The sequence below is a fragment of the Paenibacillus sp. Leaf72 genome (genome assembly GCF_001422685.1).
GTDB lineage: Bacteria > Bacillota > Bacilli > Paenibacillales > Paenibacillaceae > Pristimantibacillus.
Window position 1 is genome coordinate 1 of the sequence record NZ_LMLV01000032.1, and the last position, 26,481, is coordinate 26,481.

Here is a 26,481-nt window from a genome sequence, read left to right on the forward strand (position 1 = left end):
GGTGGAAGCGCAGCAATGCGTGCAGCTGACGAATACTAATCGGTCGAGGGCTTATCCTAATAACACGCTAAAGTTTCAGACTTTGTCTTTCGCATCCAGTTTTCAGGGTAGCAATACCTTGTAAGTAACGTTTTATATTCCCTGATAGCTCAGTTGGTAGAGCACTCGACTGTTAATCGAGTTGTCACAGGTTCGAGTCCTGTTCGGGGAGCCATTATAGAGAGGTGTCCGAGTGGTCGAAGGAGCACGATTGGAAATCGTGTAGGCTCTAACCGGGTCTCGAGGGTTCGAATCCCTTCCTCTCTGCCATATTTACTTAAAGTATGTTGGTAGAATTTTAACATGGCCCGTTGGTCAAGTGGTTAAGACACCTCCCTTTCACGGAGGTAACAGGGGTTCGAGTCCCCTACGGGTCACCAAAAAAACTTTTAAAAAACACTTGCAAAATGCTCGAAAAAGTGGTAAGATATAAAAGTCGCTTAATCAACACGGAGGCTTAGCTCAGCTGGGAGAGCATCTGCCTTACAAGCAGAGGGTCGGGGGTTCGATCCCCTCAGCCTCCACCATATTGCTTTTACGATGACGCGGGGTGGAGCAGCCCGGTAGCTCGTCGGGCTCATAACCCGAAGGCCGCAGGTTCAAATCCTGCCCCCGCAACCAAACTTTACCTTCGGAATGATCCGAGAATATGATGTGGAGCTGTGGTGTAGAGGCCTAACATGCCTGCCTGTCACGCAGGAGACCGCGAGTTCGAATCTCGTCAGCTCCGCCATTTAAAACATCTGGCTCGGTAGCTCAGTCGGTAGAGCAGAGGACTGAAAATCCTCGTGTCGGCGGTTCGATTCCGTCCCGAGCCACCATTAAGATGATTGGTAAACAAAAGTTTGTACCATGCCGTTGTAGCTCAATTGGTAGAGCAACTGACTTGTAATCAGTAGGTTGGGGGTTCAAGTCCTCTCGACGGCACCATTCATGGAGGATTAGCGAAGTGGCTAAACGCGGCAGACTGTAAATCTGTTCCTTCGGGTTCGGTGGTTCGAATCCATCATCCTCCACCAGTTTACCTTAGGGGCATAGTTTAAGGGTAGAACAACGGTCTCCAAAACCGTTGGTGTGGGTTCAATTCCTGCTGCCCCTGCCAATCAAAACTGAACAATATAATATGGCGGTCGTGGCGAAGTGGTTAACGCATCGGTTTGTGGATCCGACATTCGGGGGTTCAATTCCCCTCGTCCGCCCCATTATTGTTCAAACTAAAAAATACTTAATTGTTGGGGATTAGCCAAGCGGTAAGGCAACGGACTTTGACTCCGTCATTCTCAGGTTCGATCCCTGAATCCCCAGCCATTCTTTTGCGGACGTGGCTCAGTGGTAGAGCATCGCCTTGCCAAGGCGAGGGTCGCGAGTTCGAATCTCGTCGTCCGCTCCATCTTTATGGCGCCATAGCCAAGTGGTAAGGCAGAGCTCTGCAAAAGCTCTACCCCCAGTTCGAGTCTGGGTGGCGCCTCCACAATTTCATAGTGTGTGCCCTTAGCTCAGCTGGATAGAGCGTTTGACTACGAATCAAAAGGCCAGGAGTTCGAATCTCTTAGGGCACGCCATTATTCTTTAAAACGCCGGCGTGGCGGAATGGCAGACGCGCGCGACTCAAAATCGTGAGGGAAACCGTGGAGGTTCGAGTCCTCTCGCCGGCATATAAGAACCGAAGGTTTTACGGTGATTTAAACGCTGATTGCGCGCATGTGCAGTCGGCGTTTTTGCGTTTAGTAATGCGCGATAATAAAGCGCGGTGATATGACGCAACGCACACGACTTTAATCGTATTTATCGTATACTCCAGCGTATCCCTCGACGAATATCGCGACGGAGGAATTACGAAATGGCTAGACGAAAGAACGCGCTAGATCAAACGGACTTACTACCGAATCATGCGCCTATATACGCGGTGGACGACTGGGACAGCGCCGTCGATTTATTTTTACGCGACGGGAAGATACGCAATATCAGTAAGCATACAATCGGGTTTTACCGCCAGGAACTCGGCAAGTTTAAACGGATACTCGACGAACAAAAAATGTCTACCGATCCGAATAAGGTTACGGAGGAGGTAATTAAGACAAACGTTATCCTGTACCTTCTTGACGAAGAGCAGAAAGCGACGTCGATTAACTGTGTGCTGAGAGCTATTCGGACCCTTTTTAATTTCCTTGTGAAAGAAAGCTATCTGCTACGTTCGCCGATGGCCCGCGTAAAGTTGCTGAATCAAAAGAATACAATTATTAAGACGTTTTCAATCGAACAAATACACCGTCTCTTTGCGCAGCCAGACCAGAAGACCTTCGTCGGTGTACGCGACCTTACGGTGATGATGTTGTTTTTGGAGACGGGGATACGCTTAAGGGAATTAGAGGACTTAGTGTTGAGTGATATCCGCTGGAAAGACGGCACCATACTAGTAAACGGTAAAAATAACAAGTAGCGGCTTGTACCTATTCAAGCGCTGATGAAGAAACAACTTTCGAAGTACGTAGCGCTACGAGGCCAACTTGAGCATGATTCACTCTTTGTTACAATAGACAACACTCCGGTAACAAGGCGGCAGGTGCAGGAACAAGTCGCATTCTACGGACGCAGATCGGGCCTTACAGACGTTCGATGTAGCCCACACACAATTCCGTCACACTTTTGCGAAGATGAGCGTACAGAACGGAGCAGACGTGTTTGCGCTTCAAGCTGTGTTGGGACATGCTACCCTTGATCAAGTACGTACCTATGTTAATTTATTCAGCCGTGAGGTGCATGATAAACACCGTAAATTCAGTCCGATCGAGAAAATGTTTTAATTGGAAAAGCTACGTCCTTCTTCGATAATATACGTATTACCTAAAAAGGAAATCGCAGGGGGACTATTATGCTTGGAGCGTTATTTTTCGCATCAATTATTGTAGGTGTTATTTTTGCAGTCGCATTCATCTTTCCATACCGAAATACACGCGCTGGCAAAAAGGGTTTATCGTATTTGTTTGTATGTTTGTATTTGTGATATCTTACGGAAATTTAAACGAAGGTAGTAAGCCGGAGGTTGTTTCTAAATCAACCGCACCGGTCTACCAGCAACGGCATACGCCCGAAAGTCCCAGCCCTAGCTCGCAGTCTATAATGTTCGCGTCACCGAGTGAAGCGACCGCATCTAGCACGCCAGCTCCTACGCCTAAGCTGCCGAGTGTCGGCGAAAAAGCAACGGTAGGTAAATTCGACGTAACGGTTAGCGGTCTGAAGACGGCGTCTGAATTTGGCGGAGAATCAACGGAGGATCAGTTCGTTATTATAACTGTATAAATTACTAACAACGACAGCGACCCGCGCGACATTAGCGCAAGTATGTTCCAACTATCGGATGCTGACGGTAAGACCTACGGGACGTATGACGGCGTCTTCTACATACGTAAAGGCGAAACGGAAGACCTCGTATACGAAACGGTAAATCCAGGCCTCACACGTAAGCGCGCGGTAGTGTTTGAAACTCCGAAAGACGTAAGTGGTCTGCGCCTCTCTATTGCGGACGGGGTAGCGCTCAAAGCAACGACAACGATCGACTATTCGCTCCAATAACAAATACAAAACAGCGGTCATTCCTTACGGGGAGTGGCCGCTTATTTTTTTTTATTTTACGGAAAGTGTGCGAAAGTGAATCGGCGAACGACTACGTAGGTATAAGACGAAATAACGAAGGAGGTAGCTGCGGTATGCCTAATACGCAGAAAGAGGCGCTATTCCAGTTAATCGATGAAATGATCGACGCGGATATAGACGTTACGAAAATTCGGCAGCATTATACGGAGTTGAAATACGATGCTATCCGGAAAAGGTTCGTACGTACATTCGGAAGCTATCGACAAGGGCTTGTTGAATATGGAATTTACGCTCCTAACGGCGTTCCTACGGAATTAGAGTTAGCGCGATGCTATGAAATTACGGATAACTACAACGTCGTAACAAATAAACATCAGGCGGCGTTTATACGCGATTTGTACGCTTTATCTGAAACGGAATTCGCCCGAATTAGTAGATCGGTTGTAGATGCACTATGGACTGATGCAATTGATGAGATGTATCGCGATCGCTTTCCGTTCGATGGAATTTCCGCTGAAGGATTAGCGCAGCAATTCCCGCATTTACGTTACCACATTATAAGGAAGTACGGAACATTCAAGCAGCTATTATCCGCGTACAAAACGCCGTACGACCGATTCGTTAGCCGGGGACATAGCGGTAAAGCTGCACGAATGGGACTCAACTTCGAGCGGAAGCTATTCGCAGTCCTGGTAGCTATATATGGACGCGAAGCCGTAAACGAAGACTTTCTCCTTAACGGATGCTTGCCGGACTTCGTAGTTAACGGACGAGTATGGGTTGATGCGAAGCTAAGTCGCGAAACAATACGTGACAAGCGTTGCAATACGATCGAGAAATATCGCACACATACGGACTCGCTGCGCATTTATTACGCGAGGGGATCGTTAGAACCGCTTAATGTCTCCGGAGTTCCCGTTCGCCACGTATCTGTACTCTACCCGCTACTTAAACGTGCAGGCAGACGTGACTTAATCGACGGTATGGAGGCGTTCGTAGAGCGCGCACAAGTGGAGTCACTCTATTGGCGCGCCTCATAATCGTTTGCACTATTTGTATACTACGTAATTCCCAGTTCTGACCTTTCGCCTTCCATCACCGCCAAAATCACGCCATATACTTTTCACCGTAGTTTTACCGTGGACTTAGCCGTCCTAACTACGCGAGGCTCCGCTAACACCAATGGACGCTCCGGACGCCTAAATCGCCGTGAAAACACGGTGAAAATGTAGGTGCGCAATTAGCGGCGACAGGACGGTGAGGAATCGGAGGGCGCGGCGGACCATTTGCGGCTCTTATCTCTTATGTTTTAAGCCCACGCGTCCTTCTATATGTTATATCATCCCGTATTCGGATGTCTTTTTATCCGGATGCGGAACGAACTTAATAGGCTTTGTTGTTGCCAGTGTGGAGTACAGGCACTCTCTTGAAGCGAAATTTCCAGCCCAAATTCAGGACGCAAAGACGGCTATCCGATATCTGAAAGCAAATCATGAAAAATATAAGGTTGATATTGAAAGAGTTGCTGTATGGGGAGATTCTTCAGGAGGACTTCTGGCCTCTATGGTTGGTATCAGTGAAGGTGTAAAGGAATTTGAAACGGATTTTTATCAAGACCAGACCAGTGAGGTAAAGGCTGTGGTCAACTTTTATGGTGCTTCTGATATGTTGCAGATGAGCAAGTATCCCAGCAATACAGACCATGACGCGCCGGAATCGCCTGCATCTACACTTATCGGCGCTCCAATCCAGGAAAATAAGGAAAAAGCTCGATTGACTAATCCTATCATTTATATTTCTAAGGATAAGATGTTACCTCCATTTTTGATTATGCATGGCGACAAGGACGATACGGTCCCCTTTAACCAAAGTGTTTTGATCTATGAGGCGTTAAAGGAAACACAACATGACGTAACTTTTTATAAAGTAAAGGGCGCCGGACACGGTAGAGGTTTTTAGACAAAAGAAATCCTGGATATTGTTTATAACTTTTTAAGAGCTCACATATAATATCTCTCATACCCCGAAACTGAATCATGACCTAGTACATGCATGGCCATTCATAGTATCAGTTGCCCATGGCAAGGCAGTTAGCTTGGCTTCATGGGGAGCTGGTATTGATTTGACGATTTATTATTTTAATGGTAATCTGTAGACACAAAAAACCAAAAAACTCGTCTGCAAATAGTTTCACTATAAGTGGCAAAAGCAATTGGGCCTGTGCGGCAGGTTGCCTATTTTTTTGTATAGTTTTTTGGTTTTTTGTGTATTTTATAACCTATAAAAGCAAAGGAGCTGTTTGAAGATGAAAGATACAATAAGCAAAGCTATGTCACTGGCAATGGGGATCGCTGTTACCGGCAAGGAGCAGGTGGAAAAAACGATTGATGAATTGGTGCAGAAAGGACAGGTTAGTAAAGAAGAATCCAAAACCTTAACCCATACACTTGTTCAAAAAGGAGAAGAGCTGCGTGAGCAAATTGAAGCCATGGCGCAGGAACGAGTAAGAGCTATTTTAAGTGAAGGGAAAATAGCTACCCGCGAGGATATCGAGCGAATTGAAAAACGGTTGGATGCACTTGAGCAGAAAGAGCAAAGCGCGGATTGACAGGAGGCTACACGATTGCAACATGGAAAAAGGATTAGGCAGTTACAGCGTTATCGGACAATTGTTACTGCGATAGCACGAAACGGGCTGGGATACGTATCAGATGGTATCGGAGCCAGGGATAGATTGAGGTTTATACGCAAACCGGAGCAGGAAGAGATACAAACTAGAAGTGTTGGCGAACGCATTCGGACATTGCTGGAGGAATTAGGTCCAACCTTTGTTAAGCTGGGGCAAATTGCAAGCACGCGGCCAGATTTAATTCCGGCAAATATTTTGGTTGAATTGGAACGTTTGCAGGACCATGTGTCTGCATTTCCATATGAGGAAGTAACCCAAATTATTGAAGCGGAGCTTGGTGATACGATTGAAAATTTGTTTCTGAACTTTTCCATTACACCGATTGCAGCGGCCTCTATTGGCCAAGTTCATCGCGCTACGCTGCGGGATGGAGCAGAGGTTGTCGTTAAGGTTCAGCGTCCAGGCATTCAAAAGCTGGTTGAAACAGATTTGAATATATTAGCGGATGTGGCTAAATTGGGTGAAGGTGCTTTTGAATTTGCCCAGCACTATCGATTAATTGAGATTGTTGAGGAACTGAGCAAAGCGCTCCGTCAGGAAATGGACTATACAATGGAGGCGCATAGTGCAGAGAAATTTATTGCCTATAGTAAGAAGCTGCCGTACATTTTTGTACCTTCGGTGCATTGGGAATATTGTACGAAGCGTGTAATGACGACAGACTATGTAAACGGAGTGAAGCTTTCGGATCGGCAGCAGCTTAAACGAATGGGATTAGACAATAAACGGCTTGCGGAGCGGCTGGCAACGGCGATTTTTCATCAGGTTCTAGTCGATGGCTTCTTCCATGGAGATCCGCATCCTGGCAATGTCATGGCACTTCCTGACGGCCGACTGGCCCTGATTGATTTTGGAATGGTAGGGCGGCTATCTCCCGGTACAAAAAAGCATTTTGCTTCGCTTGTAATCGCCCTGCGCAATCAAAGCTCTAAAGGTGTCATTCGAGCCATTTCGTATATGGGAGTTATTCCGGATGAGGTGGATCAGAGTAAATTATATGCCGATGTGGATGAAATGAGGGAGAAGTATTATCAGGTGCCGCTCAATCAGATAAGCCTTGGAACAGCTATTGGAGATTTATTTATGGTTGCCAACCGGCATCATATTCGGATTCCATCGGAATTAACGCTGCTCGGAAAATCCTTGCTAACGATGGAAGGGGTGGCAGTTGCGCTCGATCCGGAAATTAAAATTTTTGATATTGCTGAGCCATTCGGAAAAAAACTATTTGTAGAGCAATTGGACCCAAGGGAGATATGGAGAGGGCTGCTGGAAGAAGCACCAGATTATTTTAAGCTGATCAGCGACATTCCGGTCACTTTGAAACAGCTTTCTCTCGTCGTACGGAAGGGAAAACTACGGATGGAAGTGGAATCACCTCAGCTCGACACGCTCATGAAAAAAATGGATCGGATCAGCAACCAGCTGTCTTTCAGTATTGTCTTGCTTGCGCTTAGTTTAGTGATGGTTGGCTTAATTGTCGGTGCAGCCTTAAACCACTCCCAAACGCTGTTTTGGGGACTGCCTATTATAGAAATCGGCTTCGGTGTTACCTTGGCTATGTTTATTTGGCTGATCTATGCGATTATCCGTTCTGGGCGTTTCTGACAACAGGATGATCCAAATAACGGCAAGCTGTTGCCTTGGAACGCTTGTTGACGGAACTGAGAGGGGATGTTAACATTAAGCCGCAAACCAGCCAAAGGTAGACAGACAAGAGGCAACCAGCTGCTGGCTGAAAATAGGGGTGGATTTATGGGGCTTACGAAACGCCGATTACAATTTCTAGACCAGCTCATGGAATTGTATCAAAGCACTTCATTACCGATACATTATGAGACGTTAGCAAAAGCCCTAGGCGTAAGCAAATGGACAGCCTATGACATGCTGAAGGAAATAGAGAAGATGGGTTTTGTATCGCGCAGCTATGAGGTAAATGAAAAAGAAACAGGAAGGTCACAGGTTGTGTTTGCACCGACAGTCAAGGCGGCGGAGCTTTTTCACCAGGAGCGTTCTGACTTAGTTAATCCTGGAGACTGGGAGGCAACTGCAAGTACGATTAAGCAATTGCTCAGCGGCAAGAATCATATGAACATCAATGAGCTGCTTAGAAAAATATTGGATGGCATTCCTAACAAAACGACCCATATTGAATTTTGCGGCTACATTATTGGGCTGCTGCTCGCCTATTTAAAGAAACTTGGAGGCAAGTCGGAGAGTGTCATTCGACTGCTTGTTAATAAAACGCCGAATGACCATTCCGGGCTGCTCGTATTTGTTGGAACGGTTCTGGGTACGGTTATCCAAACCGTTCAAGAGGAGCTGGGTAAAGAGATTACGGAGCTGGTGTCGGAGTTCGTAAATATGATCCAGAATCTCTCTAATAAAGAACAAAAGTTATTGTCCGAGTTCGTCAAGGAGGCACTGGCTTAATGCAAACAGCTGCATAATTGTTCGAGAGCTACGGCGACGATATTTCGATACTAATTTTAAAACAGCCATTATCCCCTGAACTCAGAAATGCCGCATGATGCGGAGCAATATGGCGTGATAAAGTGCCATACTGCCCGCATCATGCGGCGTTTGCTGGGCTATTTTTGCATAGAAGGTAACTGGGGCTATAAAGAATGGAGCAGCTAATAACCAAGCTGACGTCAGCTTAGACCGCCCATAACGGGATGGGGAACGTAAGGCTCCTCCAAGGCGGCGATTTCCTCAGCTGTTAATTTAACATCCAGGGCAGCTACAGCATCCGTCAAATGATGGGGCTTCGTTGCACCGACGATTGGAGCGGTAATCGAGTCTTTTTGCAGCACCCAGGCAAGCGCGACCTGCGCTCTAGGGATTTCACGTTTGCCAGCGATTTCAGCTACTTTATCTACGATTTTCCGATCGGCTTCTGCGGTTTGGACATACAAGGTTTTGCCGAACTCATCTGTCCTTGAGCGTTCGCTCTCTTGCTCCCAATCACGGGTCAGGCGGCCGCGGGCAAGCGGGCTCCAAGGAATGACACCGATACCGTCCGCTTTGCAAAGGGGAAGCATTTCCCGTTCCTCTTCGCGGTAAAGCAGATTGACATAGTTTTGCATCGAGACGAAGCGGGTCCAGCCGTTCCGCTCCGCAGCCTGCTGCATTTTCATAAACTGCCAGGCATACATGGAGGACGCGCCGATATAGCGGGCTTTTCCGGCCTTTACAATATCGTGGAGCGCTTCCATCGTTTCTTCAATCGGCGTACCATTGTCAAAGCGATGGATTTGATACAAATCGATATAGTTGGTGCCAAGCCGCCTCAAGCTGTGATCAACCTCCGCCATAATGGCTTTGCGCGAGAGGCCTGCGCCATTAGCGCCGGGGCGCATCCGGCCGTGAACCTTGGTTGCGATTACGACGTCGTCGCGGCTCGCGAAATCTTTTAACGCCCGGCCGACGATTTCCTCGCTTGTCCCATCTGAATAAACGTTTGCTGTATCAAAAAAATTAAAGCCCAGCTCAAGCGCCTGCTTAATATACGTTCTGCTCGCATCCTCACCTAACGACCAAGGATGCGTCCCGCGATCAGGAGCCCCATAGGTCATACAGCCAAGCGCAAGCCGTGATATTTCAAGGCCTGTTCGTCCTAGTTTCGTATATTCCATGTTCCATTAAGCCCCTTTCGAATTAGGAAATCGCTCGATTTGAAAAAAAACCATTTTCCATAAGAGGCGTCGCTAGGCAGCTCTAGTGGAAAACGGTCTTTTGCTAATTGATTTAGAAATGATTCCAATGTGTAACGTCATTAACATCCAGACGGGTAGTCGGGTGACCAGCCTCTGATGCTTTGCCAAGGGCAATCAGCATGACATTCGTATATTGGTCAGGCACATTCATCAGCTCACGGAATTTCGCTACGTCGTAACCAGCCATCGGTACGGTATCGAAGCCTTTGGCACGCGCAGCCAGCATCAGCTGCATCGACACAAGTCCGCCGTCAACGAGTACAGAGGAGAGCAGACGTTCAGCAGGAGCATTAGAATAGAAGCCTGTCATATTTGTTCTGAGCTTGTCGGCTGCTTCACGAGTCATATAGCCAGCTTCAATTGATTTTTCATAGATGCGCTCGGCATGCTTATAAAACTCCAAATCGGCCATAACGGCAATGACCGCAGAAGAAGTTACAATTTGCTCTTGGTTGAAAGCAATAGGAAGCAGCTTTTGCTTCGTTTCCTGATCCGTAATAACTAGAAAACGCCAAGGCTGCAGGTTGCTTCCGGATGGCGCAAGAACCGCGTCAGCGATAATATCATGAATTTCTTCCTGCGTCATTTTAACAGTTGGATCGTATTTGCGAACCGAACGGCGCTCGCGGATAACCGTGCTGAATGAACTTTCGGAATTAGACAAGGGTGACACTCCTCTTCGCAGATCAAATCTGTTCACCATTCGGCATGAAGCTGCCAAAAGAGAACGATGAACTGTACTATTTTTATGTACAGTATAATTGTCGGCAGAGCCGATTGTCAATTGTTATTCCAAACCGTTCTCTTCACGGATTTTGTACAGGCCATGAACGAGCGGATCTGCTGGATCACGATTCATTAAATGAAGCGTGAGCAAGTAGGCAAAAGGCATCGCACATACATTGTTGCCTTCCGTAATAGATGGGAATCCGGCTTCTATAACCGGCCCAATTTGCTCATTCATGTCCAAATCGACATAAACCTGCTCAGGACTAAATTCTTCCCGAACCGACTTCGCGCAATGCGGCACGATATATTCATCGATCAGCTTCTTGGCTTCGTCTTCGGACTGAGGAGGTGTCTGAAGCGGCTTGCTGATACCGCTGTCAATCATATCGATATAGAAGGAAGCGAGCCATTGGCTTGCCCTCTCAGCATCCTTGTGCTTTTCAAGCAGTTCATTAATGAAAAAGCCGCAAGCATATTCCTTATCGCTATCCGCTTCTTTCAAGCGGTAGGCAAACAGGGGCCCGTAGTTGGGATTGTTAGTAATCTGTCCCTCAACCTGATAGGTTTCAAACTCGGCTTGAAGCATTTGGAGCGTGCGAGCATATACCGCCAAAATAATTTGTTTCGCTTCTTGCTCTTGTGGGTTCTCGCTTTGTTGTTCCTCTTCGCTTACTTCGTTTTCCGTGGTCATAGTTGACCTCCTTCCCTGTTCCTATTTTACCATTTCTAAGAGTTTGGTTTCCACTTATTGTTGTGCCAAATGATCAGGCGTTTGTTTCCAGTTGCGGTAAGCGCGTGGGGAAATGCCATAAACCTTGCTAAATTGCACCGCAAAGTGATTATAATTTTGGTAGCCTACGTCAAAAGCGATTTCAGAAGCGCTCCGCTTCGTATGCTCCAGCAGCAGGGCAGCTTGGCGAACACGCATCCGGTTATGCATATCGATGATCGAATAGCCGGTTGAAGCCTTGAATAGATGGGACAATCTGGACGGAGAAAGCCCAATCGTATGAGCCAGCTCTCCAATAGAAAGCGGCTGAGTCATATGAACGGCGAGCAAATGCATCGCTTCTTCAATACGGGCATCCGCCGTACTGTTCATCTGCTGGGCCAGCAGCAGCAAAATTTCGCGCAGCGCATTTTCGCATAATGATTCGCCATACAGGCTGCTTGCCAGCGAGTCGGTCAATATCCGCCGAAAAGCCCGATAAATTCGCTTGCCCGCTGAGGGCTGGCGAATTGGACAGGAAATCAGATCGGTGGCGGGGAGCAGACCCGTTTCAGCTATCACATCGGGAAAATGAACCCACACAAACTGCCACGTTTTGCCCGCCGCTGTTCCATATTCATGCATGCAGCCTGGCCGAATGAGCGTCAGCTCGCCCGGCAAGCAGCGCTGGCGCGAAGCAGCGGTCAGTGCAAAGCCTTCGCCTTGCAGCGTATAAAACATAAGCCAGTCGCTTCTGCCGTGTGGCCGCACCGTATGATAATGATCGTTTTCCGAAAAATGGCCTGCAAAAATAACGGACTGCTCGGCAGCGTCCTTGCTCTGGCGTCTGTCCCAATCGTTTCGCTTCATGGCGGCTCCATCCTTTCCAAAACAGCCTTGCAGAATACAATTAGTTTACCTTTTTGCTGTCGTCTTGGCTATTGCTCTGAAAACCAGCTAGTAGAGCGCAAATGAAGCGGAGGAAAAAAAGGGCATATACGCTGTTATTTTTAAAATAGCATAATTGATGTAGTTTTCAGTATGATTGTTGATTCCTTCATATAGCGCTCTCGCCCTATACTTGATTTATCAAGCAGCACCCATTAAACCTTAAAAATCAGGCACGCCACAGTGCCGCTATGTGAAAAAGGAGCGAGGCCTTATGACATTTGGTGCCCTGACATTAACGGCTGAACAGCTGGAGCAATACCGTCGTGACGGGTATGTAATCGTCAAAAATTTATTCAGCGAGCAGGAGCTTGCCGAAATCGATTCAACCTTTGAAGAGATTAGCAAGCAGAGCGTTCCCGGTTATTTTGAGCCTGATCTGAGCGAGGAGGTGACCGATCCGCTGAAGCGTTATCCTCGGGTCATGCATCCCCACCGCTTCAATGAGACGGCAAAAAAGTATATGCTGCACCAGCCGGTGATGGATGTATTGAGGGATTTATATGAAGAAGAGCCTATCGCCGCGCAAAGCATGTTCTATTACAAGCCGCCTGGCTCGCGGGGGCAGGCGCTGCATCAGGATAATTTTTATTTGAAGGTGGAGCCGGGCAATTGTATTGCGGCATGGACGGCGATTGATGCGGCGGATGAGGAAAATGGCGGCATGCTCGTCGTGCCGAAGACGCATGATTATGAGCTGTCCTGCCCGGAGGAGGCGGATGTGACGGAGTCGTTTACAAGGCATTTTGTAAAACCGCCGAAGGATAATAAGCCGGTTCCAGCAAGGATGGAGCGGGGAGATACATTATTTTTTAACGGCAATCTTATTCATGGGTCGTACCGCAACAAAACGAAGGATCGGTTCCGGCGCGCCTTTATATGCCATTATGCGAATGAATCTGCGACGCATATTAGCCATTTTTACCGCCCGCTGTATCGTGCGGATGGCAGCATGATCGATCGTGAGAACAATCCGGACGGGGGGCCGTGCGGCATTGAATATGAAGCCAATTACCCGCATTGACCGGAAGCTCAGCGTTCAGATGTCCTGGTGGGGCATGGAGCAGGTGCCTGATTTTGCTGCCGATACGACAGCGGAGAAAATAAGGCGCATTGCGGATGCCGGGTTTGACGGCATTAATGGTTTTATTCCAGATCAGGAGCAGGAAGCGGAGTGGAAGGAGCTGCTGGCGCAGCATCAGCTTGAGCTGAGTGTTAATGCGTATCCTGCAAGCGCAGCGGATATGGAAAGCTTTTTGGAAAAAGCGGTGCGCTTTGGCGGCATTTCTTTCATTAACGCACAGGTCATGACGCCATTCGTAACGGGAATAGAAGCCGAAAGCTTGCTTGGCGCGATTAAGGAGCTGTCACGTCAAGCGGGTATTCCGGTTTATGTCGAGACCCATCGGGGAACGATTACGCAGGATTTAATTCGGACTGCCCGCTATGTGCGAGATTTGGGGCAGCTGGATCTGACGATTGATTTTTCCCATTATGTGCTGGCTGGCGAAATGCGGAGCGTTCGGCCTGAGGCCGAGGAGCTGCTCCAGCAACTGCTCGTGCATACAAGCAGTATTCATGCCCGTATCTCGAATGGGGAGCAAATCCAAATCGGCATGGAGCATGAAGAGGCGAAGGTGATGCTGCCGCTTTTTGAGCGCTGGTGGCGCAAAGGGATGGAACAATGGCTCCTGCGTTCGCAGCCAGGGGACAACTTTCCATTCGTCTGCGAGCTGGGGCCGCCGCCTTATGCGATGACCCGTCACACAGGTGAGGGTATAGGTGAGGGTACAGGCGAGAGGACAACGGCTGAGCTAAGCGACCGCTGGCGTGAATCGCTGCTGTATGCCGAACGGGCGCGCAGGCTGTGGGATTCATTAGATTGAGTCTAGGGTGCAGCGTGTTGCTGCAGCAATATAGTGAAAAAGCGTTGGTACAAGTAGAAATACTTGCTGTACTGACGCTTTTTGTATGCTGTTTTTTACCTTATTGTTAATGATGAAGAAGTTGAATCATATGGTTGCTTGTGAAGTGCACCAATAGAATAAACAGTTGAGAACCCATTGCCTACTTTTAGAGAAATATCCTACGTGGATAGATTGGTATCCAAAAGCAGTTTTTTGGGTTCGGCGATGCTCAGCTGTGTAATATGCTCAAGGTGCAGGTAGAGGTTGTTGTTTGGAATAACAATCCTCCTTCAGTAAAATGAATCACTCTGAATTTGGTTCGAGGACTGTAGATCCGCTATTTCTGCGATTTTATTCATTTGGGCGCGTATGCGGACAGGAATGCCGTTATTGCCTGAATAATCAAGTAAATACTAGCAATTTGCAGCTATTAACTGCTCCTGAGTCCGCGAGCACCTTAATAAACCGTTGATTTTAACAAATAGCGGCTCCTGAGTCCGCCAAATTCAGGATGATACCTCGTCCTGCTTATTTTTTAATTAAAAGCGAAGCTTGTAAGTACGGGCGCGCAGTTGGCCGCTTGCTATGTCCATTATTTGAAGCTTAACTAGTTCATGCAAGATACGTCTGGCCTGTCGGTCACTTACCCTAAGATGGCTGGCGAGCTCCAAAGGGGATATTGGACGCAAAAGGCGGCGAGCAAACCGAACGGTTTCAGCTTCAAGCCAGGATAATGTCGAAGGTACGTCGGAGGCAATAAATTTCCCGATAAAAGCTAGAACGAGCTGTTGGCACTGTTTTGGCTCATCTACGATTGAAGGATAAGCAATGGGAAGAAACGTCCACCCATCCAGTGACAGCAGGCAATGGCGGCGACATAAATCCTTGAAGCGTCTTACATCAAGATCTCTAGCATGGGGGCCATACCCTTGGATTTCTATTCCGCCTTTTGCACCACCGGGCATATAGGCAAGATCCAGATAACGGTAGCCATTGCTGAAATCACGCACCTCCCACTCAGGATGCAAGTGATTAAAATGACCGACAGCGGGAAACCACACGTGCCGAAGGAACTCTTGCGTACCATGACCGAGCCCTTTATGAAGAAGCTCCAGCCTGCGAGGGTTGGTTTCATTTTCAAGATTATCCTGCATCCAATCAAGATATTGCTGCTCAAAACGCGGCATGGTGTTTTTCCTCCTTTTTGCTTGAATTAGATTTGTCTATTTGTAACTCTCCGCATTAAAAACAAAAGCCGCCTCCATACAGACCATCCCAATTACTCAATCAGGATGTTCAATGTATGGAAGCGGCGTGTTCTTCACGGCCTATATGCTATTATTATATCGTGAGCCTTTCAAATGAACAATCCATCATTTTTCCTCAATCACCGCTTCTCCAAGCTCGGGCCATAACCGCTTCCTTTGCTCGACATTCCAAAATGCTGCTTCAGCAGCCTTTCGTAGTCCCCCATATCGATCTGCTCTTTTGTTAAAACGCCGTCCTTCCATTGTGTTAAAGAAGTATCGGTCAAAGTTACGCTTCCATCATCTGTTATTTGTGTGATCAATGGATGCTTATTAAATCGGGATTCTGGATGTTCGTATACAATATGGCGGATGGCATTACATTCCGTTAAGTCAGTCAGCTGCTTTTGAGAATCGAAGGCATAGCCGACTTTCCAATCGGTATCCTTATGCTTCAGCTTCATTTCAAGAAGGTAGTCTCCATGCTCGCTATCTTCTTTTTTTATGCGAAATTGGCCATTGCTCGACGTGATCGTTTCACCTGTTAAAGGAACAGGCTTTAACGGCAAATTTCCTCCAAATCCCGAATCTAAAAGATAGGTTTGCTCCTCATGAGTAAGCAGAGTCGTTAAATGCGTCCTTCCCAGCGTGAAATACGCTTGCGTATCATGATTGTAGACAACCCCGCGCGTCAAAACAGCGTCAAATCCATTTTCGATCAAAAAAAGATAAAGCAGCGCATTTATTTCGTAGCAAAGCCCGCCTTCTTGATCCTTTAGAATTTTTTGAATGACATATTCTTTCGTTATAACAGCGTTGCTTTTTCTAATTATATTTAAATTTTCAAAAGGTACGGTTTTTGCCAATCTCTCAAGCACGTAGGCTAAGCGATCGAAAGGAATAACCTCGCTTTCTGGAATCCCTACTTTTTTGCGAAATAAAGCGTTCAGTTCGTTCATTGTCCGCGCCTCCAAAAGATTTCTCAAGCCGCAGCGCAGCTTGGAAAGGTGGGAATAGGCTCACGAGCCTTAATCCGTTATTTAAAGGATAAACCGAAATCGCGGCCTGAACAATGTGGAATGCTGCAAACTGTATGGATACAGTTTTTTCGGGATTCGCATTGGGCCAGAAATGTCCTTATACTTATAGGTTAATAGATGAGTTAGAGCAGGGGAGGGAAAGCCAGTGGATATTCGTAAGCTGCAATACTTTATTGCTGTGGCGGAGGAGCTTCATTTCAGCCGTGCCGCACAAAAGTTGAATATGACGCAGCCGCCCCTAAGCCAGCAAATGAAGGAGCTGGAAGAGGAAATTGGCGTAAAGCTGCTGGAACGCGACAAGAGGCAAGTTCGGCTTACGCCAGCGGGAGCCGTTTTTTTAGAGGAATCCAAAATGATATTAGCCCAATTGGAGCAATCCATTAAAACGACTCAGTTAACCAGCCAAGGCATTATCGGACAACTGGTCATTGGCTTTGTGGATTCAGCGGCAGGTGAGAGCTTGGTACATATTTTGAAAGCGTTCAGGAACCAATATCCGAGAATCAAGCTTACTTTATGCGAAATGACGTCTGCTGAGCAATGGTTGGCACTGCGTGACGGAACGATTCATATCGGGTTTCTGCGTTTTATCGAACCGGCTCAGCATATTAGCTATCGTACGCTAGCAAGCGAGTCGCTTGTTGCCGTATTGCCTGAAGAGCATCCATTAGCGAAGCTTACGGAAATTTCTATCCATGATTTAGAATCAGAGCCGTTTATATTGTTTCCGCGAAAGCTCGGCGCCTCTTTTCATGATCTCATTACAGGCTTTTGTGCGAAGCACGGCATTTATCCAAACGTCGTACAGGAAGCGACCCAGATGTATACAATCGTCAATTTGGTGGCTGCGAATTTAGGCGTTTCTATCGTTCCGTCTTCTGTAGCTGTCTTTCAGCGCAGCGGCGTCGTCTATCGTCCTTTTAAAGAAAGTGTCCCGCCAGTTCCCCTCTATACCGCTTGGAGAACCGACGTGAACAAGGCTGCCTTATCGGCCTTTCATCGGACAATGGAAGAAGTGGCCCCGATAGAAACGGAATCCATGTAAGTGGAGCATAAGCTTAGAACACTTTGGCTAGGAACTCGCTGACTACTTGATAAAAACGATGCGGATCATCCGAATGGACACCGTGGCCACATTTTTCAAAAACTTCAAGTGTTGTATTTGGTCTTCGAGATACCATCAGTTCGGCTTGGTCTGCGTTTAATACGAAGCTTTTTTTGCCATGAATAAGCAAAATAGGACAACGGGAGGCTAGCCAGTCGTCCCACCAAGCCCCATTTAAGTTTTGCTGAGAAATGAGCATTCCTTTTAAATCGCAGCGGAATCCCCAACCTCTTTCATCCTCAAACACACTTTCTGAGAAGTAATCAATTGCCTTAATGCCGGCAAGCTCAAGTGATCTTCTCAGTTCCTGCAGGGATGAGGAGCGCGTGGGAAGTGTCTCGGCAAAGGACAAGTCGGCGTTAATTTCGACACCGATGTCCTCGACAATAACAGCATGGACAAGCTCGGGGTAGCGTGCGGCAAACTGATAAGCGTTAACTCCGCCTAAGGAATGGCCCAATAGGGTGACCGGTTGTCCGCCTAGCTCTATGCGAATCAGGTTCAAAATATCCTCCAAATAGCTTTCCCTTGAATAATCCTTATCCTGAGGATGCTCACTCCAGCCATGTCCACGTTGGTCTAAACCAATAACTCGCCAATCCGTGCATTTGGACGCCAGCTCCGAATAGGTTCTAGCATCATTCATATGCCCATGCAAGGTGAGCAGTATATGGCGGCTCTCTCCGCCAAAGTCGAGATAAGAGAGCGTATGATTGCCCGATTTGAAATATTTTCTTGCCGCCGTATCCTTGTCCTGAAAATGTTGCATGCTATATCCTCCTCGTATTCTTTTGGATAGCAGTCCACTTGATTTCATATCAACGATAACAGATAATAGTGACAACTATTGTCATAATTAAATAATCGGAGTGTTAGGATGTCTAAATCCAAAAGACTTATGGAATTAATGATGGCTGTCAATCACAAACGCAAGTTTACCGTAAAGGAGCTTGCTCAAGAGTTTGGCGTCTCGCAAAGAACGATATTAAGAGATTTGCAGGAATTGAGCGAATTAGGGGTGCCGTTATATTCGGAGGTGGGGCCTCATGGCGGCTACCGTGTGCTGAAGGAAAGAATTTTGCCGCCGATTGCCTTCTCCGAGGAGGAAGCCGTCGCTATCTTTTTCTCCATTCATGCCCTTCGCCACTATTCATCGCTTCCATTTGAAGCTGATGCTTCTTCGGCATTGCGAAAATTTTATCATTATATGGCGCAGGATACCCGGGACCGCATTGATCAAATGAAGAGCCGCGTTGATTTTGTATCTCCTGCGAGGCAGGCCCAATCCCCGTATTTATCGATTCTGCTGGATGCAGCTATCCAGCAGCAAGTGCTGCTCATTGATTACGAGTCCTCGGAAAAACGAACAAGCCGCGAGGTACAGCCGATTGGCATCTATACAAGGAACGGTTTATGGTACTGCCTCGCCTATTGCTTCCAGAGCGATGACTTCCGTTTGTTTCGCTGTGACCGAATGGTTGCTGTGGCTGCTTCAACAGCAGAACCGCGGGATTTTAGGCATGTTCACCTTGAAAATAGACAAGCGAAGGGCGTAATAGAGCAGGATGCTGTGGCACTTTATGCCGAACTTACGAAAGAGGGGGTGCAGATGTGCGAGGGAGAGCCTTGGCCGGAACCCAAGCTTCATATTCGAAGCGATGGAACCGGCTGGCTCGAGGGCAGTATCCCGAGAGGTGACCTGCTGTTTTTTGCAAAGTTTTTCATCAGCTTGGGACATGTTGTGACGATTAAAAATTCGCCAGAGCTGTTGGATTGTATAAAAAGAACCTTATCTGAGCTGATGGCCAAATATGATTAAAATGAGCTTTCCTAGTTCAACTTATATAGCCAGTAACCAGAACAAGTTCAACCGGTTTTTGAAGGGTCGCGCTCAATTAGCCCCTCTAGTATCACATCGATTTGCTTGAGCAAATCAGGAGCAAGTCGAATGCCTGCGGCTTTGACGTTTTCTTGAATTTGCCCAGGATTCGAAGCTCCAATAATTGCGGCCGATACTTGTGGATTTTGCAGCACCCAAGCGATGGCAAGCTGTGGCAATGTCAGTCCAGCTTCTTGTGCAGTAGTGGAGAGCTTGGATACCGCCTGCAAAACTTCAGTGCGCAGCCATTGGCCTGCTAATTTCTCGAAAAAGGGAGCACCCGCCGACGTCGCTGCACGCGACCCTTGCGGAAATGGCTTACCCGGCGAATATTTCCCCGTAAGAATGCCTTGGGCAAGAGGGGACCAGACGACCTGTCCGATGCCTTCCCGCTCGCTGGCTTGAACGACCTCCGCTTCAATCACGCGCCATAACATGGAATATTGGGGCTGGCTGGCCACCAATGGAACACACAGCTCCCTGGCAAGTGCAGCACCTTTGCTAATCTGCTCGGCTGTCCACTCGCTGACGCCTACATATAACACTTTGCCTTGGCGCACCAAGTCCGAAAAAGCAAGAAAGGTTTCTTCGAGCGATACTTCCGGATCAAAGCGATGGGCATAATAGACATCGATGTAATCCGTCTGCAAGCGGTTTAGAGAAGCATGGCAAGCCTCCATTATATGTTTACGAGACAGACCTCTGTCGTTAGGGCCCGTTCCTGTTGGATGATACACTTTGGTGCACAGCTCGATGCTTTCTCGGCGAATGCCTTTCAGAGCTTGTCCGAGCACCGCTTCTGCCCTCGTCTCCGAATAAACATCCGCTGTGTCGAACGTCGTAATCCCCGCATCCCATGCAGCATGAACACAGGCGCTAGCCGTCTCATTATCTACTTGTGCCCCATGAGTAATCCAGTTCCCTAAAGCCAATTCACTTACGACTAGGCCGCTGGCGCCTAATTTTCGATAGTTCATTGTTTATGCCTCCTTTACATCTTGCTGCAATCGTAGCAAACCTGCATAAATAGGTGAAATATGACTTTCCCTTCGTTTTGATTCGAAAAAAATATAACAGGAGCGTTGCGTTCCGGCAGGGCCAGCTTACGGGCTTGGCACAGCAAACATCTATCATCTATTGGATTGACGATGCAGGAATGCGATTATTATAATTGAGCTATGATAACCCCAATATTGTCTACAAAACTATATATACCGGTGCCGCGCTCGAACGCTGTGCTACGCCCCCGTCTAATTGAGAGGTTGAATGAAGGCTTGCACCGCAAGCTGACGGTCATCTCGGCCTCTGCCGGTTTTGGCAAAACAACGCTCGCCAGCGAATGGATCAGAAGCTGCGGAAGGCCCGCGTGCTGGCTGTCACTGGATGAAGGGGACGACGATCCGCTCACTTTTATGCTTTATTTGCACGCTGCTTTGATGACGGTCGCGCCGAATTTTGGCGTTGGCCTGCTAAAGCTGCTCCAAGCTCCCCAGCCTCTGCCCATTGAAACGTTGGTCAAGGCGCTGCTGAGCGAAATCGCCTCGATTACTCACCCATTCCTGGTTGTACTTGATGATTTTCATAAATTAGAAAATAAGTCGATTTATCAAGCTATCACTCTTCTTCTTGAACACTTGCCGCCACCCATGCATCTTGTAATTGTCACCCGTGAGCTTCATCACTTGCCTGTGGCCCGCCTGCGTGTGCGGGACCAGCTAACCGAGGTGTGCGCTGCTGATTTGCGCTTTACGCTGCCCGAGGCGAGCGAATTTTTTGAACAGGTGATGGGTCTGAGCCTGACGACCGAACATATGGCCATGCTGGAGAATCGCACAGAAGGCTGGGTTGCAGGAATGCAGCTTGCCGGACTCTCCATGCAGGGGCAAGCGGATACGTCCGGCTTTATTCACTCATTTACGGGCAGCCACCCGTTTGTGCTGGATTATTTGGTTGAAGAAGTGCTGCAGCAGCAGCCTGCAGCCATTCAGCATTTTTTATTGGGCACCTCCATGCTCGACCGTTTTTGCGGTCCGCTTTGCGATGCTGTGCTTCGCCCAGAAAACGGGGAATGGGGCTTATTATCCGAAACCAATCCCAAAGGCGATTACCAAGCAAATGGGCAAACGACTTTAGAATATTTGGAGCGTGCTAATCTGTTTATCGTCCCGCTGGATAATGAGCGGCGCTGGTACCGCTATCATCATCTGTTTGGCGATTTGCTGCGGCAGCGGCTTGCCCAGAAGCAGCAAGGGAGCTCATCTGTGGATGCGGCAGGCGAGGGCGTAAATGAATCGCATCGGCGTGCGAGCAAGTGGTATGAGCTAAATGGCTTTGTGCTGGAAGCCTTTCACCATGCAGCAGCCGCTCAGGACATTGAAGGTGCTGCCAGACTGCTGGAGGGAGATGGCGTCTCCCTTATTTTTCGAGGGATGGTCACTCCTGCGCTGAAATGGCTGGATTCGCTGCCGGAAAAGGAGTTTGTGGCACGTCCTTCCCTATTCGTGCTCTATGCTTCGGCGCTGCTGATGACGGGACAATTAAGCGGTGTTGAACAGAAGCTGCTAGCTGCTGAACAGCTTTTGCAAGCGGACGCCTGCCAAGATGCGAACACCCGTGATTGGATCGGTCATACAGCATCGATTCGCGCCACGCTTGCGGTGAGCAAGCACCAGCCAGACATGATTTTGGCTCATTCGCGGCGTGCGCTCGATTATTTGCATCCGGATAATCACTCTGTTCGCACAGCTACGACCTGGACGCTCGGCTATGCGTATCAGCTTCAGGGAGAATATGGCGCTGCGGGCAGGGCTTATGCTGAAGCGTTGGCCAGCAGCGAGCGGATTGGGCATGTCATCATTTCGTTTATGGCGGCGATTGGCCTTGCAAGCATTCAAGAAGCGGAAAATTTGCTTGATACGGCGGCAGGGACTTATCGTCACGCGCTTGAGTTGGCGGGAGAGCCGCCGCTGCCCGCAGCAGGCGTAGCCTATTTGGGCTTAGCCCGCATTTATTACCAATGGAATGAGCTGAATGCCGCTGAGCAGTATGCCCAAATAGCCCTTCCACTCACGCAGCAGCTGGAGCATACAGACCATGCCATTGAGGTCGAGGTATTTCTTGTACGCCTGCTGCTGGCGAGAGGAGACGTCGGCGGTGCGGCTGCCCTGCTGGCAAAGGCGGACCATGCAGCACGCCAGCAGCAGCATGCTTTGCAAATGCCGGCCATTGCAGAGGTGCAGGTGCTAGTGCTGCTTCGCCAAGGCAGCACCGAAGCGGCCGCCCAGCTTGCGGCAAAAAATGAGCTGGCGATCAGCGAGGCAAAGTGTGAATTAGCGCAAGGGAATCCAGCCGCTGCGCTTGCGATTTTAAAGCTGTGGCGGGAGCACGCGGAAGCGAAGGAGCTGCCGTATGAACGGCTCAAGGCAAGTGTGGCACAAGCCGCCGCTTGGTATGAACATGGCGATAAGGTCAAAGCCACAGCTATGTTGGCCGAAGCGCTGGTGCTTGCTGAGCCTGGCGGCTTCGTTCGAATTTTTGTCGATGAAGGGCTGCCCATTCGCAAGCTGCTGCGAGAGATCGTTGCCCGAGGAGCTGGGTCGAGCTATCGAGCTCAGGTGCTCGCGGCATGTGAAGCCGAGGAGAAAATAGGCAAGCTAAGTCACGCAAGCCCATTAGGCCAAAATGGTCCAGAAGGTCCAGAAGGCAAAGACCGGCTGAAGCCACGGCTGAAACACGCCTCTGAGCCGCTTATTGAGCCATTAACTGGAAGAGAGCTGGAGGTGCTGCAGTTGATTGAGCAAGGGCTCTCGAACCGTCAGATTAGCGAACGGCTATTTCTCGCCCTAAGCTCAGTCAAAGGCCATAACCGCAACATATTCGACAAGCTGCAGGTCAAGCGGCGAACTGAAGCGGTAGCACGCGCCCGCGAGTTAGGACTATTTTAATGAAAAATAAAATCGTGTGGGGTAATGCCGCTAAAGCAGCTAACTATTTTTCAATATGCGCTCGGCAAGCGACGGGAACCAGCGCTGGATAGTCTTTAGCCATTTCACTTTGCCAATCGGCACCTCCAAGCGGTTATTTTGAAAATAATCCATAAATTGCGAAGCTAACTCATCTGGCGATATTTTGTTTTTCCCAGCTGATAGCGGAGGGATTTGGAAAATAGATGCAACCCCGCCTTCGTCGCGCAATAAACGGGAGCAGATTTTTTCGGAACGAGGCCTAAACCAGATGAAACGTTAACAATTGCGGCTTCATGCTGGCGGGCAAGCAGCGGCAGCAGCTTGGAGGCAAGAACAATAGGTGCGGTCAAATTGATCGCGATTTCTTCCTTTATTTGCTTAGAAGCAGGCTGCGCCTCCAATAAGGAATAGTTATATTGTATTCCGGCATTGTTAATAACAACGTCCAGCTCTGGATGGTTATTGTACAGCTGCGCCACAAGCGCATTTAGCTGTTCTTCGACCTCAATATGACAAGCATAGGTAGTGATGCTCGCATAGGTTGCTTTCATTTCTAGCAATTTGCGCTCATCCCTGCCGGCAACGATGACGTGATTATTATGCCGGATGAATTGCTCAGCTAAAGCTAGCCCAATGCCTGAGGCCCCGCCGGTAATGAGAATGGTATGCCCGGATCGCTTCAAAAAAATCTCCCCTTTCTTTCCTCAACTGTAGAGCAAGGAGGGGAGCTTTTCATTAACCTAGGTTAATTTTCGGCGAATTCGGCTTAGGGCGACAGGGGTAATTCCCAGATAGGAGGCCACATGATACTGCGGAACATGCTGGGCTTCTAACGCGTATTGCTCAAGAAAAATGCGGTATCTTGCTTCAGCGGACAGAAAAAGCAGCTCGCGCTCGCACCTTTCTTTTTTTTACATATAACTGCTCGATTAAAGCTCGCCCCAGCCGTTCCCAACAAATATGACGGTCATACAACGATTGAAAATCCTTAAACGGAATAATCATTAATTCGCTATCCATCAACGCCTGTATGGAAAAATAAGCAGGGACGTTCTCCAGCAAAGAGCTGTAAGCCGCGATAAAATCATTTTTAGCGCAAAAGCTTTTATTGAACTCCACTCCGTCAGGCGTTGTATAATACAATCGAAACAATCCGCTGACGCATATACCGATGGAGTCTGCCTGTTCTCCTTCTTGAATAAAATGGCTGTTTTTTGCAATGGATTTGTACACGACTAACCGCTTGAAGGCCTGCTCTTCCTCTTCAGGAATAGGCGAAATTTGTTGCAGCTTGGTAAATATAGCTTCCCACCTATGCGTCATAAAGAAATGGCTCCTTACTAAAATGGAATGATTGTATACAGCGATCATATAAAGCTATAAAGCTATAAAGAGATAAATGGTTTTATGCTTTCTTTTAATGAGGTGGACGGACGACCGATTAGCTGCTCCAAATCATTGGAGGTGGATGAAGCATCGATTTTGCGGAGAAAGCCGTATATCCAATTTTGAATGGTGGCGTCTTCCTGCAAGGAAATAGGCTTGCGGGCAAGCTCGGCCATCGCAGCAGTCAAATCGCTGAACGACCATGGGCTGGATGCCGTAAGCTCGTAGGTTTTGTTCAAATGGCCGGGTTCAGCAAGAACGGCCGCAGCGGCTAGAGCAATATCTTGCCGAGGAATGGAATTAAACAGCCAATCTCCGGGAGGCACACGCAATTCTCCGCGTTCTATAGCCGTCTTTAAATCAAGGGTATCAATAAAATCGATATATAAGGCATTCCGTAAAAAAGTATAGGGGATACCCGTGGCTTGAATGGCATGCTCGGTAGCTAAATGCAAGTGAGGGAGCGGAATCGAGCCTTTTTCCGGAAAAGCAAAGCTGGTATAGAGCAGCTGCTCGACCTTTGATTTTTTGGCTGCTTCAATCACTTGGGTATGCTGGCGCATACGAATCGAATCATCAGGATGGGAGCTCGAAATGAATAGCAGCTTGGATGCGCCTGCGAAGGCGGATTCAAGAGAATCGGGGCGATCATAATCGCAGTAACGTACCGTAATCCCCAGCTCCTCATAGGGCCTGGCCGTTTCGCGAGATCGAACGCAAGCAATGTTCTGGTTCATTGGAACTTTGTGGAGCAGTTGATTTAAAATGAGAGTCCCCAGCTTGCCGCTTGCTCCTGTTATGACGATTGACAAAAATACCACCCTCTCCTACAGAAAGTTAAGTCCTTAACTAAATGGGTAAAAAGAGCTTTAGCCCTGTTTCAACTTCGTTAATAAAGCTAAAAGCTGATGTAATTCATGCTCCTCCAGCGCTTGCATTTTTTCGGCAATCCCTTGTCGGTTCTCGGGCAAATATTGCAGCAGCAGGCTCTGCCCCTCATTGGTTATCGAGATGACGGATTTTCGGCCATCCTTGGGATGAGGCTCCCGGCGAATGTACCCATCACTCTCCATTGGTATGAGCAGCAGGCTGATATTCGATTTGGTGACGCCGATTTTGGCTGCAAGCTTGGAGGGAAGGATGGTGCCCCCTGCTTTCATGATTTCAACTAAAAGGCGCATCCTGGCTCCATTAAGTCCTTTGGATTGCCAATATTTCTCCGATACCTCGACTAGCCTCGCCGTTGTTTCAACCATTGAAAAAAACACCGAATTATGAAGCGGCAAATCGAGTACATATTGCTGCAAGTCTTTCATAGTATCACCTTCAAGGAATATGGTTAAGTGCTTAACTAAATAAAACATACTATATCGAATGATAGATGTCAATAAAAGGGGAGTCAGGCTAAACCGATAAGGGAATCGTGTCGCCAGCGCCATTTTCAAAACCATACTTAAGTAGCTACTTGCTGTTCTTCCCTGCCTCTATACTTATGGCATATAAATGCACGCAGGAGGATATCTAT

Annotated in this window: 25 protein-coding genes and 16 tRNA genes; 29 read left to right on the forward strand and 12 right to left on the reverse strand. The window is 48.0% G+C overall.

All coding sequences use genetic code 11. The features are described from left to right. Positions 1-138 precede the first annotated feature (138 nt). The 24 genes from ASF12_RS25415 (at position 139) to ASF12_RS25525 (ending at position 8,755) form a co-directional block, all read left to right on the forward strand. Positions 139-214, forward strand: a tRNA-Asn gene (locus tag ASF12_RS25415). A gap of 4 nt (positions 215-218) precedes the next feature. Continuing rightward, a tRNA-Ser gene (locus ASF12_RS25420) sits at positions 219-309 on the forward strand. A gap of 35 nt (positions 310-344) precedes the next feature. Continuing rightward, positions 345-419: transfer RNA gene (locus tag ASF12_RS25425), tRNA-Glu, on the forward strand. Between the two features lie 71 nt (positions 420-490). Further along, positions 491-566, forward strand: a tRNA-Val gene (locus ASF12_RS25430). 17 nt (positions 567-583) lie between these two features. Further along, positions 584-660 (forward strand) — tRNA-Met (locus tag ASF12_RS25435). Between the two features lie 35 nt (positions 661-695). Further along, a tRNA-Asp gene (locus ASF12_RS25440) sits at positions 696-772 on the forward strand. A gap of 12 nt (positions 773-784) precedes the next feature. After that, positions 785-860: transfer RNA gene (locus tag ASF12_RS25445), tRNA-Phe, on the forward strand. Between the two features lie 33 nt (positions 861-893). Next, positions 894-969 (forward strand) — tRNA-Thr (locus ASF12_RS25450). A 5-nt stretch (positions 970-974) separates the two neighbouring features. Then, positions 975-1,058: transfer RNA gene (locus ASF12_RS25455), tRNA-Tyr, on the forward strand. A gap of 9 nt (positions 1,059-1,067) precedes the next feature. Next, positions 1,068-1,141, forward strand: a tRNA-Trp gene (locus ASF12_RS25460). A 24-nt stretch (positions 1,142-1,165) separates the two neighbouring features. Further along, a tRNA-His gene (locus tag ASF12_RS25465) sits at positions 1,166-1,241 on the forward strand. Between the two features lie 31 nt (positions 1,242-1,272). Continuing rightward, positions 1,273-1,347, forward strand: a tRNA-Gln gene (locus ASF12_RS25470). A gap of 7 nt (positions 1,348-1,354) precedes the next feature. Then, positions 1,355-1,429: transfer RNA gene (locus tag ASF12_RS25475), tRNA-Gly, on the forward strand. A gap of 7 nt (positions 1,430-1,436) precedes the next feature. After that, a tRNA-Cys gene (locus ASF12_RS25480) sits at positions 1,437-1,510 on the forward strand. 14 nt (positions 1,511-1,524) lie between these two features. Continuing rightward, positions 1,525-1,601: transfer RNA gene (locus tag ASF12_RS25485), tRNA-Arg, on the forward strand. Positions 1,602-1,615: 14 nt separating this feature from the next. Next, positions 1,616-1,694 (forward strand) — tRNA-Leu (locus ASF12_RS25490). 185 nt (positions 1,695-1,879) lie between these two features. Beyond that, positions 1,880-2,479, forward strand: coding sequence for a tyrosine-type recombinase/integrase (locus tag ASF12_RS36375; protein ID WP_327204947.1), 600 nt, complete (start codon positions 1,880-1,882; stop codon positions 2,477-2,479). A 680-nt stretch (positions 2,480-3,159) separates the two neighbouring features. Beyond that, the gene (locus tag ASF12_RS34735; protein ID WP_155973464.1) at positions 3,160-3,339 is read left to right on the forward strand and encodes a hypothetical protein; all 180 of its coding nucleotides are present in this window, start codon (positions 3,160-3,162) and stop codon (positions 3,337-3,339) included. After that, the gene (locus ASF12_RS25500; protein ID WP_268795466.1) at positions 3,340-3,612 is read left to right on the forward strand and encodes a DUF4352 domain-containing protein; all 273 of its coding nucleotides are present in this window, start codon (positions 3,340-3,342) and stop codon (positions 3,610-3,612) included. It begins immediately after the preceding gene. 134 nt (positions 3,613-3,746) lie between these two features. Beyond that, positions 3,747-4,673 carry a hypothetical protein gene (locus tag ASF12_RS25505; RefSeq protein ID WP_056040875.1) on the forward strand — a complete coding sequence of 309 codons (927 nt, stop codon included), beginning with the start codon at positions 3,747-3,749 and terminating at the stop codon, positions 4,671-4,673. A gap of 217 nt (positions 4,674-4,890) precedes the next feature. Continuing rightward, positions 4,891-5,592 carry an alpha/beta hydrolase gene (locus ASF12_RS34020; protein ID WP_200931681.1) on the forward strand — a complete coding sequence of 234 codons (702 nt, stop codon included), beginning with the start codon at positions 4,891-4,893 and terminating at the stop codon, positions 5,590-5,592. A gap of 346 nt (positions 5,593-5,938) precedes the next feature. Beyond that, positions 5,939-6,241, forward strand: a complete 303-nt coding sequence (locus tag ASF12_RS25515) for a phasin family protein (protein WP_056040878.1) — start codon at positions 5,939-5,941, stop codon at positions 6,239-6,241. 126 nt (positions 6,242-6,367) lie between these two features. After that, the gene (locus ASF12_RS25520; protein ID WP_327204949.1) at positions 6,368-7,930 is read left to right on the forward strand and encodes an ABC1 kinase family protein; all 1,563 of its coding nucleotides are present in this window, start codon (positions 6,368-6,370) and stop codon (positions 7,928-7,930) included. 147 nt (positions 7,931-8,077) lie between these two features. Continuing rightward, the gene (locus ASF12_RS25525) at positions 8,078-8,755 is read left to right on the forward strand and encodes a hypothetical protein (RefSeq protein WP_056040882.1); all 678 of its coding nucleotides are present in this window, start codon (positions 8,078-8,080) and stop codon (positions 8,753-8,755) included. 221 nt (positions 8,756-8,976) lie between these two features. On the opposite strand, the gene ASF12_RS25530 is transcribed toward ASF12_RS25525, so the two are convergent. From ASF12_RS25530 to ASF12_RS25545, 4 genes are all read right to left on the reverse strand, one after another. Then, entirely contained in the window at positions 8,977-9,960 is a 984-nt protein-coding gene (locus ASF12_RS25530) for an aldo/keto reductase (protein WP_056040883.1), read from the reverse strand. Positions 9,961-10,072: 112 nt separating this feature from the next. Next, complete coding sequence (locus ASF12_RS25535; protein ID WP_081419043.1) at positions 10,073-10,744, reverse strand: nitroreductase family protein; 672 nt, start codon at positions 10,742-10,744, stop codon at positions 10,073-10,075. Positions 10,745-10,828: 84 nt separating this feature from the next. Next, entirely contained in the window at positions 10,829-11,461 is a 633-nt protein-coding gene (locus tag ASF12_RS25540) for a hypothetical protein (protein WP_056040887.1), read from the reverse strand. 54 nt (positions 11,462-11,515) lie between these two features. Further along, a complete protein-coding gene (locus ASF12_RS25545) occupies positions 11,516-12,349 on the reverse strand; it encodes a helix-turn-helix domain-containing protein (RefSeq protein ID WP_056040889.1) in 834 nt (277 codons plus the stop codon). Between the two features lie 292 nt (positions 12,350-12,641). On the opposite strand from ASF12_RS25545, the gene ASF12_RS25550 reads away from it, so the two are divergent. Beyond that, complete coding sequence (locus tag ASF12_RS25550) at positions 12,642-13,451, forward strand: phytanoyl-CoA dioxygenase family protein (protein ID WP_056040890.1); 810 nt, start codon at positions 12,642-12,644, stop codon at positions 13,449-13,451. Then, positions 13,429-14,313: a sugar phosphate isomerase/epimerase family protein gene (locus tag ASF12_RS25555; RefSeq protein ID WP_235533294.1), complete on the forward strand. Its 885-nt coding sequence runs from the start codon at positions 13,429-13,431 to the stop codon at positions 14,311-14,313. The genes ASF12_RS25550 and ASF12_RS25555 overlap by 23 nt, the downstream gene beginning before the upstream one ends. A gap of 560 nt (positions 14,314-14,873) precedes the next feature. Here the strand turns inward: ASF12_RS25555 and ASF12_RS25560 are convergent. Both ASF12_RS25560 and ASF12_RS25565 read right to left on the reverse strand, forming a co-directional pair. Then, positions 14,874-15,521: a hypothetical protein gene (locus ASF12_RS25560; protein WP_056040891.1), complete on the reverse strand. Its 648-nt coding sequence runs from the start codon at positions 15,519-15,521 to the stop codon at positions 14,874-14,876. Positions 15,522-15,721: 200 nt separating this feature from the next. Beyond that, positions 15,722-16,540, reverse strand: coding sequence for an arylamine N-acetyltransferase family protein (locus ASF12_RS25565; RefSeq protein ID WP_056040892.1), 819 nt, complete (start codon positions 16,538-16,540; stop codon positions 15,722-15,724). A 226-nt stretch (positions 16,541-16,766) separates the two neighbouring features. On the opposite strand from ASF12_RS25565, the gene ASF12_RS25570 reads away from it, so the two are divergent. Next, the gene (locus ASF12_RS25570; RefSeq protein WP_056040893.1) at positions 16,767-17,666 is read left to right on the forward strand and encodes a LysR substrate-binding domain-containing protein; all 900 of its coding nucleotides are present in this window, start codon (positions 16,767-16,769) and stop codon (positions 17,664-17,666) included. A 13-nt stretch (positions 17,667-17,679) separates the two neighbouring features. Here the strand turns inward: ASF12_RS25570 and ASF12_RS25575 are convergent, their stop codons facing one another. Further along, the gene (locus ASF12_RS25575) at positions 17,680-18,495 is read right to left on the reverse strand and encodes an alpha/beta fold hydrolase (RefSeq protein WP_056040894.1); all 816 of its coding nucleotides are present in this window, start codon (positions 18,493-18,495) and stop codon (positions 17,680-17,682) included. 108 nt (positions 18,496-18,603) lie between these two features. Between ASF12_RS25575 and ASF12_RS25580 the strand changes: the two genes are divergently transcribed. Next, positions 18,604-19,545, forward strand: a complete 942-nt coding sequence (locus ASF12_RS25580; protein ID WP_056040895.1) for a helix-turn-helix transcriptional regulator — start codon at positions 18,604-18,606, stop codon at positions 19,543-19,545. A 47-nt stretch (positions 19,546-19,592) separates the two neighbouring features. Here ASF12_RS25580 and ASF12_RS25585 read toward each other — a convergent pair whose 3' ends face one another. Next, on the reverse strand, positions 19,593-20,582 hold the full coding sequence (locus ASF12_RS25585) for an aldo/keto reductase family protein (RefSeq protein WP_056040896.1): 990 nt from the start codon (positions 20,580-20,582) through the stop codon (positions 19,593-19,595). Between the two features lie 285 nt (positions 20,583-20,867). Between ASF12_RS25585 and ASF12_RS25590 the strand changes: the two genes are divergently transcribed. Beyond that, the gene (locus tag ASF12_RS25590) at positions 20,868-23,549 is read left to right on the forward strand and encodes a LuxR C-terminal-related transcriptional regulator (RefSeq protein ID WP_327204950.1); all 2,682 of its coding nucleotides are present in this window, start codon (positions 20,868-20,870) and stop codon (positions 23,547-23,549) included. Between the two features lie 164 nt (positions 23,550-23,713). On the opposite strand, the gene ASF12_RS25595 is transcribed toward ASF12_RS25590, so the two are convergent. The 4 genes from ASF12_RS25595 to ASF12_RS25610 form a co-directional block, all read right to left on the reverse strand. Further along, entirely contained in the window at positions 23,714-24,253 is a 540-nt protein-coding gene (locus tag ASF12_RS25595; RefSeq protein WP_056040898.1) for an SDR family oxidoreductase, read from the reverse strand. Between the two features lie 184 nt (positions 24,254-24,437). Continuing rightward, on the reverse strand, positions 24,438-24,893 hold the full coding sequence (locus tag ASF12_RS25600; RefSeq protein ID WP_056040899.1) for a Crp/Fnr family transcriptional regulator: 456 nt from the start codon (positions 24,891-24,893) through the stop codon (positions 24,438-24,440). Between the two features lie 62 nt (positions 24,894-24,955). Beyond that, complete coding sequence (locus tag ASF12_RS25605) at positions 24,956-25,768, reverse strand: NAD(P)H-binding protein (protein ID WP_056040900.1); 813 nt, start codon at positions 25,766-25,768, stop codon at positions 24,956-24,958. A 57-nt stretch (positions 25,769-25,825) separates the two neighbouring features. After that, positions 25,826-26,272: a MarR family winged helix-turn-helix transcriptional regulator gene (locus ASF12_RS25610; protein ID WP_056040901.1), complete on the reverse strand. Its 447-nt coding sequence runs from the start codon at positions 26,270-26,272 to the stop codon at positions 25,826-25,828. Positions 26,273-26,481: the final 209 nt, after the last annotated feature.

Excerpts from the sequence above, each read along its gene's own strand:
- ASF12_RS34735 (WP_155973464.1), top strand. The coding sequence starts at position 3,160 with ATGTTCGCGTCACCGAGTGAAGCGACCGCATCTAGCACGCCAGCTCCT.
- ASF12_RS25550 (WP_056040890.1), top strand. The coding sequence starts at position 12,642 with ATGACATTTGGTGCCCTGACATTAACGGCTGAACAGCTGGAGCAATAC.
- ASF12_RS25515 (WP_056040878.1), top strand. The coding sequence starts at position 5,939 with ATGAAAGATACAATAAGCAAAGCTATGTCACTGGCAATGGGGATCGCT.
- ASF12_RS25540 (WP_056040887.1), bottom strand. The coding sequence starts at position 11,461 with ATGACCACGGAAAACGAAGTAAGCGAAGAGGAACAACAAAGCGAGAAC.
- ASF12_RS25555 (WP_235533294.1), top strand. The coding sequence starts at position 13,429 with ATGAAGCCAATTACCCGCATTGACCGGAAGCTCAGCGTTCAGATGTCC.
- ASF12_RS25530 (WP_056040883.1), bottom strand. The coding sequence starts at position 9,960 with ATGGAATATACGAAACTAGGACGAACAGGCCTTGAAATATCACGGCTT.
- ASF12_RS25505 (WP_056040875.1), top strand. The coding sequence starts at position 3,747 with ATGCCTAATACGCAGAAAGAGGCGCTATTCCAGTTAATCGATGAAATG.
- ASF12_RS25610 (WP_056040901.1), bottom strand. The coding sequence starts at position 26,272 with ATGAAAGACTTGCAGCAATATGTACTCGATTTGCCGCTTCATAATTCG.
- ASF12_RS25545 (WP_056040889.1), bottom strand. The coding sequence starts at position 12,349 with ATGAAGCGAAACGATTGGGACAGACGCCAGAGCAAGGACGCTGCCGAG.
- ASF12_RS25565 (WP_056040892.1), bottom strand. The coding sequence starts at position 16,540 with ATGAACGAACTGAACGCTTTATTTCGCAAAAAAGTAGGGATTCCAGAA.
- ASF12_RS25580 (WP_056040895.1), top strand. The coding sequence starts at position 18,604 with ATGTCTAAATCCAAAAGACTTATGGAATTAATGATGGCTGTCAATCAC.
- ASF12_RS25585 (WP_056040896.1), bottom strand. The coding sequence starts at position 20,582 with ATGAACTATCGAAAATTAGGCGCCAGCGGCCTAGTCGTAAGTGAATTG.
- ASF12_RS25525 (WP_056040882.1), top strand. The coding sequence starts at position 8,078 with ATGGGGCTTACGAAACGCCGATTACAATTTCTAGACCAGCTCATGGAA.
- ASF12_RS36375 (WP_327204947.1), top strand. The coding sequence starts at position 1,880 with ATGGCTAGACGAAAGAACGCGCTAGATCAAACGGACTTACTACCGAAT.
- ASF12_RS25535 (WP_081419043.1), bottom strand. The coding sequence starts at position 10,744 with ATGGTGAACAGATTTGATCTGCGAAGAGGAGTGTCACCCTTGTCTAAT.
- ASF12_RS25600 (WP_056040899.1), bottom strand. The coding sequence starts at position 24,893 with ATGACGCATAGGTGGGAAGCTATATTTACCAAGCTGCAACAAATTTCG.
- ASF12_RS25560 (WP_056040891.1), bottom strand. The coding sequence starts at position 15,521 with ATGCCGCGTTTTGAGCAGCAATATCTTGATTGGATGCAGGATAATCTT.
- ASF12_RS25575 (WP_056040894.1), bottom strand. The coding sequence starts at position 18,495 with ATGCAACATTTTCAGGACAAGGATACGGCGGCAAGAAAATATTTCAAA.